The sequence below is a fragment of the Phenylobacterium sp. genome (assembly GCF_041913825.1).
In the GTDB taxonomy this organism is placed as follows: Bacteria; Pseudomonadota; Alphaproteobacteria; order Caulobacterales; family Caulobacteraceae; genus Phenylobacterium.
On record NZ_JAYSEO010000018.1, the window covers coordinates 99360 to 107963 of the forward strand.

The following is an 8604-nucleotide window of genomic DNA, read 5'->3' on the forward strand; positions in this document are numbered from 1 at the left end:
AGGAGCCTGCGTCCGATGAGCTTTTTCGATCTCGCCTGCCGCAGCTGCGGAAGCCGGCGCGTGGAGCTCTTCCTCGATCTCGGGGAGCAGCCGCATTGCAACCGCCTCATCCCCCCGGAGCTGGCGGACCGCCAGGAGCCCGCCTACCCGCTGCGCGCCGGGTTCTGCCACGACTGCACTCTGGTGCAGATCGACTACACGATCCCGAAGGAGGACATGTTCTCGGACTATCCGTACGTGTCCGGCACCACCCGCACGCTGACCGAGCACTTCCAGGACACGGCGCGGCGTCTGACCGCCGCCTATGGATTGGCTGAAGGCGATCTCGTGGTCGACATCGGCAGCAATGACGGCACGGCCCTGAAGGCCTACCAGGGGCTGGGGCTGCGGACCCTCGGCGTGGAGCCCGCCGGCAATGTGGCGGCCCTCGCCAAGGCGGCGGGAGTGCCGACGCTCAACACCTTCTTCAATGATCCCACGGCGGAAACGATCCTGGAAAGCCACGGCGCGGCCCGGCTGATCACGGCGGCCGGCGTCTTCTTCCATCTGGAGGAGCTGCACAGCGTCTGCGAAGGCGTTCGCCGGTTGCTGGCTCCCGACGGGGTGTTCTGCGTGCAGGCGATCTATCTGGGCGGGATGATCGAGAACACCGCCTTCGATCAGATCTATCACGAGCACCTCTGCTACTACACGCTGCGGAGCCTCTCGGCTCTGCTGGAGCCGCACGGCCTGGAGGTGTTCGCGGTGGATCTGAAGCCGATCCACGGAGGGACCCTGGAGGCGCATGTGGCGCTGAAAGGCGCCCGGTCCCCGGCCGACAGCGTCGCTCGCCTGCGGGAAGCCGAAGCCGCCGCCGGGCTGGACCGGCTGGACACCTACCAGGCCTTCGCCGAGCGGGTCTGGCGGCTGCGCGACGACCTCGTCGCGGCGCTGGAAGCGCAGCACGCCCGTGGGCGCACGGTGCACGCCTACAGCGCGCCCGCCAAGGGCGCCACCCTGCTGAACGCCTTCGGCCTCGACACGCGACTGATCGCCTGCGCCGTGGAGCGCAATCCGCTGAAGTTCAATCGCCTCATCCCCGGCGCCCGGATCCCGATCCGCGACGAGGCCGCCACGCCGCGGCCCGACGCCTACCTGATGCTGGCGTGGAACTTCCTGGACGAGTTCCTGGTCAAGGAGCGCGGCTTCCTGGAGGCCGGGGGCGAGTTCATCGTACCCGTGCCGCAGGTGCGGGTGATCGGCGCGCAGGACCTCCCCCGTTGAGCGGCGCAGCCGTGGTCGTCGGGGCCACCGGGTTCCTGGGCCGCAACCTGGTCTCCGCCCTGGCGGCGGAGGACCGGCCGGTGATCGCGGTGAGCGGCCGCGGCGCGCCGGTCCCCGGCGCGCATCGCGCGGTGACGCTTTCGGAACTGGGCCATCTCGACCTGCCGCCGGAGACGGTCGTCTTCCACCTGGCCGCGCGCCGGTACGACGCCCGGACCTTCGCCGCCGAGCAGCCGCAGGTGCTGGCGGACAACGTGGCGATCACCCAGCAGGTCTATGAGATCTGCGCCGCGAAGGGCGTCGGCGAGGTGCGCCTGGCCAGCTCCGTGGCCGTCTACCCCGCGTCCCGCGTGGTGATGGACGATGGCGAACCGCTGGACCTGAACGGAGCGCCGCACGCGGGAGAGGCCTTCTACGCCTGGTCGAAGCGTTGGGGCGAGATCCTGGCCGACCTCTACCGGGCCAAGCATGGCGTCTCCACGGTGGCCTTCCGCATCACGAACCCCTACGGGCCGCATGACACGCGCGACCCCGCCGCCGCGCACGTGGCCACCGCCTTCGTCCTGCGCGCCCTGGAGGCCGGCGATCAGTTCCTCCTGCGCGGTCGGCAGGTGGAACGCGACTTCGTCTTCGCCGGCGATGTGGCCGACGTGTTCCGGCGAACCGCCGCCTGGCGCCAGCGGCATGAGACCTACAATCTCGGCTCCGGAGTCAACACCAGCCTGGAACAGCTGGCGCGCGCCGTGCTCGCCGCCAGCGGGTCGGAGAAGCCGCTCGTGTTCGCCGAGGCGCCCGCGAGCGGCCCGGCGCAACGGCGGATCGACGCCACCCGCCTGCAGGCCGCCTTCCCCCGGACCTGGACCCCGCTGGACGCGGGTCTGGCGGCGACCGTCGCCTGGGCGCGCGGCGATGGCTGAGCCGATCCTGATCCTGGGCGCAGACGGCTTCGTCGGCCGGAACCTCCGGCGCTGGTGCGAGCAACGCGGACGGGCGGTCCATCTGGTCGGCCGCGCGGCGGGGGACCTGACCGACCCGCAACGGGTGGACGCCGCGTTCCGCGACGCGCCAGCCTGCGGCCGGATCATCCACCTGGTGACGCGCCAGAGGACCGGCCCGACGCAGTACGAGATGCAGGCCGAACTGCTGAGCATCAACGCCCGCATCCATCTCAACGTCCTGGAGGCATGGCGTCGGCGACAGCCGCAGGCGAAGCTGATCAGCGCCGGCAGTTCCTGCGCCTATCCCGATCGGGCCGAACCGCTCGCCGAGTCCCTGCTCGGCGCCCCCGGCGCCCATCCCTCGGTGGCCGGCTACGCCCAGGCCAAGCTGCTGCTGGCGCAGGGCAGTCGCCTTTATGGCGAGCAGTATGGCCTGGATTGGCTGCATTGCATCTTCGCCACCCTCTACGGCCCCTTCGACCATCCCGAGCCCGATCGCAGCCACTTCGTTGGCGGCATGCTTCGGCGCGCCCAGGCCGAGCAGGCGGCGGGGGCCGCGGCCTTCACGGTCTGGGGCCGCCCGGAGGTGGTCCGCGAGGTGCTGTTCGTGGAGGACCAGATCGAGGCGCTGTTCGCCGCCGATGCGGTCGCCAGTCGGGAGGTGCTGAACTGCGCCGCCAACACGCCGATCACGGTGGGCGCTGTGGCCGAAGCCATCCGGGGGGCGCTCAACTGGCGTGCGCCGATTTGCTACCCGGAGGGCAGCTTTGCGAGCGCTCCGGCCAAGGTGTTGGATTCCAGCGCCTTCCTGCGCCGCACCGGCTGGCGGCCCCGCTGGTCGCTGGAGGCGGGGCTCGCCGCGACGCTGGGGCGCCGGGCGGACTGAGGCGCGGTCCCCGTGCCCCGGCACGCCCCTTCTATCCCGCGCCGTCGGCGGCTCGACTCAGGTCCACGACGAGAACGGCAACCTCGACGGATGGCGCCAACACCTACCGGTACAACGCCGAGAACCGGCTGCTGCGCGCCGGGACCACGATGGGCGTGGGCGCTCAGATGCCGAGTCTTCAAGACGGTCGGTCCCGCTGACGGATTCCGCCGTCCAGAAATGGTGCGAGACCTTCGCCTGCGCCGCGACCTTATCCCGCGATTCCGGAAATCTGCCATTTTGCGGGATAATACCTGTATTTGTTGGATTTATCCCGCAAGTCTGGAGTTTGTATGAAATGCGGGATAAACTGCGGCATGCTCACGCCTTTCACCGACGAGCAGGCGCGCGCGCTGGTGAACCTCGACCAGCACTACCGCGCCTGGATGGCGGCCGAACAGGCGCTCGCCGCCTTGCCCTACGACATGAAGCGGAAGGAGATCTCCGGCCGCGCCTACCTCTACGAAACCGTCGACCGCGACGGGAACGGACGCAGCCTCGGCCCATGGTCGGACGAGCAGGCCGAGCGCCTCACCCGGTTCAAGCAGGCCAAGGCCGACGCACGGGCGCGCCAGGAGGGCGCGCGGGCCGCCCTGCTGGAAACCGCGAACATCTGCGGCGCCCTGCGCACGCCGATGATCGCCAATGAAGCCGGTCCCCTCCTGCGCGAGGCGGATCGACGCGGCATGCTCGGGGGCCAGCTAATCGTGGTCGGCACGAACGCGGTGGCCGCCTACAACCTCGAGGCCAATGGCTTCATCCGGGAGGCGCCGGACGAGACGCAGGATTTCGACCTCGCCTGGGCTGCCAGCGAGGAGCCCGCCAGGGAGGACGTCCTGTGGCAGATGCTCAAGGCCGTCGACCCTACCTACACCGTCAACATGGAGCGCGGCTTCCAGGCGCGGAACGCCAGGGCCTATGAAGTGGAGGTGCTCGTGGCGCCCTCGCGAATAGGCACCATGTACCCGCGTGACCGTCCACGACCGGTCCCCCTCCAGGAGCAGGAGTGGCTGCTGCGCGGGCGCCCCGTGGACCACGTGGTCATCTGCCGAGACCGGACCCCTGCGCGCATCGTCGCGCCCGATCCGCGCTGGTTCGCGCTGCAGAAGCTCTGGATGTCTGCGCAGGCAAAGCGCAATCCACAGAAGCGGGGCAAGGACGCCAAGCAGGGCATCGCCCTTCTGAACGCCGTCTGGACTGCGATGCCGCAATACCCGCTGGACGATGCCTTCCGAGCGGAGCTGCCGGAGGAATTGCTCCCCCCCTACGAAGCCTGGAAGGCCAAGCGCCCCCCCAGGCCCGCCCCCACCTGGTGACGGGCGGCAGGGGGGGCGAGGCCAGCGTCCCAATCGGAGCGCCGGGGCGTGGTCTGGGCATCGCCATCGCCCGCGACACGGACACGCGCCGGGGCGGGCAGTCGCGAGAGGTCGCAAGCAACCCGCAGCCGAAGCCGCAGCCATGGAAGGAGCAGAGCACGTGGTCGGCGGCATAGGGTGAGCGCCGCATCGACATCGGATCAGCAGCACCGGACGTTGGCGCGTGCTCGTTGAAAGATCGCGTCAGCTCTTCTCTGCGATGGTGGGGCATTGTTCTGTGGCCGCCAAACCCTTGACCACGGCAATGTCCGCGGCGCGCTTCTCAGCATCAGCGAGGACCGAGTCTGGCGAGACCAACGCGTCGGCGGAGGGTGGTCCGCGGCGGGCGGCCATAGCAGGTCGTTGAATCGCCGCCGCCCGTGGACCTGTCGTCCGCTCGGGGGGAGCTCGGGAGGAGACCGCGTAGTCGAATCCGCGTCAGGGCGGCAGCCCTGAGGGCGTCATCGGAATGGCGACACGCGAGGCCGGCGGATCGCTCCGTCGGCCCCCGTGGAATCGCGCCGAGAGCGTCTCCAGAGCGCGGGGAAGGACCACGGGTTCGAGCTCCATTTGCTTTGACGCTCTCCGAGAGGCCTGGAGCTGCGCGTAGCTCGCCAGAGCGCTCCCGTAGATGGGCAGGCTGCCCTTGAAGCGCGATGGCCGACGCGCCTCGAGCGCGCGCTTCGCCTCGCTGTCCGCCTTCCGTTCCTCGCCCGCGTAGATGTCGGTGATGCGCGCGTTCACCGCAAAGAGGTCGCTCCGGAGGACCGCCTCTTCGTCGCCCACGCCTCCCTTTTCCTGGACCAGAATGGCTGGGGCGACGCACCGGCCGGGTGACCTCTCCCCGCTCAGGCTGGGCTCTCCAGGAAAGAGGCCTGCGTCGCTTCGCCTGGCGGCGACCGTCGGGCGCTGCCGGGCGCTGGAGGCGTATCGACCAGACCCTGAACGGGCGCTCAGTAGCGGCATAGCGCCAGAAGGGGCTCGCGCGCGGGGTAGAAGCGCACATCGCGGCAGTGGGCCGGCGCCTCGATCCGACCCACTGGACGTCAGCCCTGGATGGTGGCGGAGCCCTCTTCGCTCGGGCGCCCCCTCGGCTTGCCCTACAGACCGATGTTGGCGTCGTCCCATTCCTTCAGGGCACGCAAGATCGGCTCCATCGTCCGGCCGAGGTCCGACAAGGCGTACTCCACCTTCGGGGCGCCTGCGGATAGACGGTGCGGGTGATCAGGCCGTCTTGTTCTATCTCGCGACGCTGATGGGTCAGCATCCGCGGGGTGCAGTTCTGCACCAGGCCATGTCCGCGCCCGCCGACGCGGCCCTGCCCGCCGGCCGCGTCGGCCGGGCGGAAGGTGGTGGCGTCCACCGGGAAAACAGCGCATCGCCAAAAGCCGCCGTTCTCGCGGCGGTACAAATGGACTTCTCCGTCCACGACGGTGTGGCTTTCCATCTGCCTGCCTCAATCGCCGGATGAGCCGGCCTATGGGTGAGGCCTGTGCAATTTCGGCGCACGACGCTAAGTCGCTGAAATGGCGACGTGAGTTCACGACCTCTCGGTGCGGAATGCGCTTAGGGGTCAGGACGGGGCGGCGGCGTGGCGTCGCTGGCCTGCGCCAAGGCCTCGAAGCGTTCCGCCAGGAAGCGGCACTCGTCAGCCAGCTGCAGGTACTGCGCGCGGCGCAAGGGCAGCTTCGCGGCGGCGGCCAGCCGATCGAAGCGCCCTGCCTGCCGCAGGTAGAACGCCGCGCGCTCCTTCGGGGTGGTCGGCATGCGCTCTTTCCGCGCCCTCTCCTCAGCGCCGCCGAGGGGCGCCCGCCGGTCTGCAGCAATGATGCGCCGCGGGGCGATGCCCCGCGACATGGCGGCCCCTGACCTCAGATCCCAGGCGCGGGCGGGGTCTGGCGCCTGGGCCGGCGCTCAGGCGGGAACACCCAGCCGTCCAAGGCTCTCTCGCACGCGCGTGACGGCCTCGGCGTCGGACGCCTGAGCCGCAGCCGCCTGCAGGTCCTCGATCGCCTCCGCCGTGCGGCCGAGCTTGGCGCGCGCCTGCGCCCGATTGAACCGAGCCCAGTAGGGGTCGAAGCCCTGCGCCAGGGCCGCCCCGTAGAGCGCCTCGGCCCGCGCGAGCTCCTGGCCTTCCACCTGCAGCGCTTCGGCCGCCAGATAAAGCATGGCGGGATCATCGGGCCGGCGCACGAGCACCGCCTCCGCCAGCTTGCGCGCCGCCGCCGGCGCCCCGGCATGGAAGCGCGACCAGGCGAGCTCCCGGGCCCGTGGCGCGAGCCGTTCGGCCTCATCGGCGGATGCGTCCAGCAGCGCCTCGGCCAGGAGCGTCTCGTCGGCGCTCCCCGCGCCCGCCTCGCGCCGCAACGCGCGGGCCAGGCGCCGCGGGTCCACCGCGCCGCCCGCCGCCGCCGCAAGCGCCTCCAGCTCAGCCACGGACGCGCCGTTCAGCCGGGCGAGCTCGAACCGCAGCAGGCGCGCGCCGGCGTCCCGGCGGGCGCCAAGCGTCGCCTGGAGCCGCGCCTGCAGCCCCGGCGAGGCGGCCACCGTGCGCAGCACCGCGTCGAGCATCGCCTCGCCGCCCGTCCGGGCCAAGCCGCGCGCGGCGGCGCAGACCCGCGCCAGCGCCAGCACCTGGCCGGCCGTAAGGTCGCCCGCCTCAGGCGGGGCCAGCAGCAGGCGGGCACGGAACAGCGCCAGGCCCGCAAGATCGAAGGCGGGTTCAGGTCCCTTGGCCAGCAGGACGCCCAGGGCGGCGCCGGTGTGCCCCTCCTCCAGCAGCAGGACGACCTCCTCCGCCGCGCCGGCCAGGCCCGCGATCGCCTCTTGGGCGTCGCTCGGGGCCGACAAGGCGGCGCGCTCGGCGGCCCAGGCGAGGCGGACAGGCCGCAGCACCTCATGGCGCTCCCGGGGGGTGCGCGCCGCCGCCGCCGCGGCGAGGCGGGCCGTCCGCTCGGCCTCGCCGATCGCCTCGCCGGGCTCGCGGCGCGCCGCCAGAGCCTCGCCCATGCGCCGGTGCGCCCAGTAGGCGTCGTAGCCCGCCGCCAGGGCCCGCCCATAGGCCTCCAGCGCGGCCGCGGGTCGCCGCTGCAGGAGTTCGCTCTCGCCGAGCAGGTAGTTGATCTCCGCTGATCCAGGATCGAGCGTCAGCAGTTCGTTCAGCGCCGCTGCGCTTTGCGGCAGCTCGCCGGCTTCATAGGCCCGCCACATGGCCCGGCGAAGCAGCCCAAGGGCGGCGGCCCGGACGTCGCCACGGGCGCGCCGGACCAGGGCGCAGAGCCGGCGCCAGCCGGCCGGCGGATCGAGCCCCGCCAGCAGCACCTCCCCCCGGCGAAGCTCGCACCAGGTGGCGTCGTAGCCCAGCGCCTCGGCCGCATCGTAGAGCGCCGCCACCTCCGGACCCAGCTCCCCCAGCATCCGCTCGGCCTCGGCCTGCAGGTAGAGCGCCGCGGCGCTGCCGTCGCCGGTGAGCCGGCGCGCCTTGGCCGCCTGCCGGGCGACGGTCGCGGCGTCGCCCGTGCGGAAGGCGGACCAGGCGAGTTCGCAGAGATGCTCGCTGAGCAGGCGCCGGTTCTCGTCCGACTCGGCCGCCGTCTCCGCCCGTTCGAACGCCGCTTCCGCCGCGGCGGCGTCCCCGCGCAGCTGCGCGATCCAGCCCACCAGGCGCCAAGACCAGAACGGCGCAAAGCCCGCCTCGGCGGCGGCGGCGGCATGCTGCGCCGCGGCCTCCAGGGGCTCGCGCGGTCCTTCGGTGACCAGCAGGGCCCACAGGTAGTGCAGATCGCCGGACATCTGCGTCGGCCAGGCGACGGCCACATGGTCGATGAGCGCGAACGTCCACGCGCGCTCGCCGGCGTGGAAGGCTCGCCAGATCTCCGCCCGGACGCGGGCGGCCTCCCCCGGCGCGACCATCCGGCCCGCCGCGAAGGCCGCCGCGGCCCGCTCCGCCGCGGCCGCCTGCGGCTCCGACCCGGCGCGCCGAGCCCGGTCGGCCCGCACTCTGAGAATCGCCACCGGATCGCCGCCGCAGCGCAGCGCCGCCTGCAGGTCGCCCGCGGCGGCCCGCTCCCCGGCCGGGGTCGCCGGTCGCAGGGCCGCGCGCCGCAACCGCGCGGTGGCGTCG

Annotated in this window: 8 protein-coding genes and 1 pseudogene; 5 read left to right on the forward strand and 4 right to left on the reverse strand. The window is 72.1% G+C overall.

Annotated elements, in window-relative coordinates:
• The first annotated feature begins 15 nt into the window (after positions 1-15).
• The 4 genes from ACE3Q8_RS15935 to ACE3Q8_RS15950 all read left to right on the forward strand — a co-directional run bounded on the left by ACE3Q8_RS15935 (position 16) and on the right by ACE3Q8_RS15950 (position 4442).
• The gene (locus ACE3Q8_RS15935) at positions 16-1263 is read left to right on the forward strand and encodes a methyltransferase domain-containing protein (protein ID WP_374471275.1); all 1248 of its coding nucleotides are present in this window, start codon (positions 16-18) and stop codon (positions 1261-1263) included.
• Entirely contained in the window at positions 1260-2180 is a 921-nt protein-coding gene (locus tag ACE3Q8_RS15940; RefSeq protein ID WP_374471276.1) for an NAD-dependent epimerase/dehydratase family protein, read from the forward strand. The genes ACE3Q8_RS15935 and ACE3Q8_RS15940 overlap by 4 nt, the downstream gene beginning before the upstream one ends.
• Positions 2173-3087 (forward strand): NAD-dependent epimerase/dehydratase family protein, encoded by a 915-nt coding sequence (locus ACE3Q8_RS15945; protein ID WP_374471277.1) that lies wholly within the window; start codon positions 2173-2175, stop codon positions 3085-3087. The genes ACE3Q8_RS15940 and ACE3Q8_RS15945 overlap by 8 nt, the downstream gene beginning before the upstream one ends.
• 356 nt (positions 3088-3443) lie before the next feature.
• Positions 3444-4442, forward strand: a complete 999-nt coding sequence (locus ACE3Q8_RS15950) for a GSU2403 family nucleotidyltransferase fold protein (RefSeq protein ID WP_374471278.1) — start codon at positions 3444-3446, stop codon at positions 4440-4442.
• A 477-nt stretch (positions 4443-4919) separates the two neighbouring features.
• On the opposite strand, the gene ACE3Q8_RS15955 is transcribed toward ACE3Q8_RS15950, so the two are convergent.
• On the reverse strand, positions 4920-5267 hold the full coding sequence (locus ACE3Q8_RS15955) for a hypothetical protein (RefSeq protein ID WP_374471279.1): 348 nt from the start codon (positions 5265-5267) through the stop codon (positions 4920-4922).
• A 314-nt stretch (positions 5268-5581) separates the two neighbouring features.
• Positions 5582-5748 (reverse strand): annotated as a pseudogene (locus ACE3Q8_RS15960) (winged helix-turn-helix transcriptional regulator).
• Here ACE3Q8_RS15960 and ACE3Q8_RS15965 point away from each other — a divergent pair.
• Positions 5716-5952, forward strand: coding sequence for a hypothetical protein (locus tag ACE3Q8_RS15965; RefSeq protein ID WP_374471284.1), 237 nt, complete (start codon positions 5716-5718; stop codon positions 5950-5952). The pseudogene ACE3Q8_RS15960 and the gene ACE3Q8_RS15965 overlap by 33 nt on opposite strands.
• Before the next feature lie 95 nt (positions 5953-6047).
• On the opposite strand, the gene ACE3Q8_RS15970 is transcribed toward ACE3Q8_RS15965, so the two are convergent.
• Both ACE3Q8_RS15970 and ACE3Q8_RS15975 read right to left on the reverse strand, forming a co-directional pair.
• The gene (locus ACE3Q8_RS15970; protein ID WP_374471280.1) at positions 6048-6248 is read right to left on the reverse strand and encodes a hypothetical protein; all 201 of its coding nucleotides are present in this window, start codon (positions 6246-6248) and stop codon (positions 6048-6050) included.
• A 147-nt stretch (positions 6249-6395) separates the two neighbouring features.
• Positions 6396-8604: hypothetical protein (locus tag ACE3Q8_RS15975; RefSeq protein ID WP_374471281.1), on the reverse strand; the 2209-nt coding region annotated here is incomplete at its 5' end.

Coding starts and splice junctions, on each gene's coding strand:
- ACE3Q8_RS15945 (WP_374471277.1), top strand. CDS start 2,173: ATGGCTGAGCCGATCCTGATCCTGGGCGCAGACGGCTTCGTCGGCCGG.
- ACE3Q8_RS15950 (WP_374471278.1), top strand. CDS start 3,444: ATGCTCACGCCTTTCACCGACGAGCAGGCGCGCGCGCTGGTGAACCTC.
- ACE3Q8_RS15935 (WP_374471275.1), top strand. CDS start 16: ATGAGCTTTTTCGATCTCGCCTGCCGCAGCTGCGGAAGCCGGCGCGTG.
- ACE3Q8_RS15970 (WP_374471280.1), bottom strand. CDS start 6,248: ATGCCGACCACCCCGAAGGAGCGCGCGGCGTTCTACCTGCGGCAGGCA.